This window comes from Corynebacterium sp. AOP40-4SA-5 (genome assembly GCF_052377355.1).
Classification (GTDB): Bacteria; Actinomycetota; Actinomycetes; order Mycobacteriales; family Mycobacteriaceae; genus Corynebacterium.
Genome location: NZ_JBQSWS010000066.1, coordinates 1 through 557, shown reverse-complemented (window position 1 = coordinate 557; position 557 = coordinate 1). Strand labels below are relative to the sequence as shown.

1 pseudogene is annotated in these 557 nt (G+C 67.7%); it reads right to left on the bottom strand.

What is annotated here, in order from left to right:
- Positions 1-557, bottom strand: a pseudogene (locus ACT3S3_RS15295) (hypothetical protein); the annotation flags it as partial.

The window sequence follows — 557 nt, the reverse complement described above, 5'->3', positions numbered from 1 at the left end:
GTTCAGCGAGTTGCCGTGCGGCCCCGTGCCCCGGTCAGTCCAGTAGAGGGTTCGCCCGGTGCTATTGAGTTCCAGGTCGATAGGTTCCGGAAGTCCCTCCCACAGCAGTTCGATGTCTCCTCGGCCCTCTGCTGAGCTACTGACGGGGAGCTCGAGTCCGGCGCGGAAGATCCGCCCCTGGCCACCGCCGGCAGGGCCCTTCTGCGTCCAGTAGAGGTACCCGTTCACCGGGTCGACGCACACTCCGACACACCTCTCCTCCTCTTCTGTCGGCCCGCGGCCGGTCGTGGAGACCAGGAGTGTCACGTCGCTGCCGTCCCGCCGGGACCGGTACACGGCTTTTCCCTCACGGTCACACCAGTAGAGCATCCCGGTCGTCGGGTCTGTGACGAGTTGTTTACCGGTGGTGAAGGTTCCCGTCGGCACGATCTGCTCCACCTCGGAGCCGTGGACGGGCCCGCCGTCGAGCGACACCCGCACGACCGCGCCGTTGGTGTCCGTGTACTCAGGTTCCATCCCCGGCCCGGCAGGCGGGCCGTCCGGCCGGCCCATCAGTG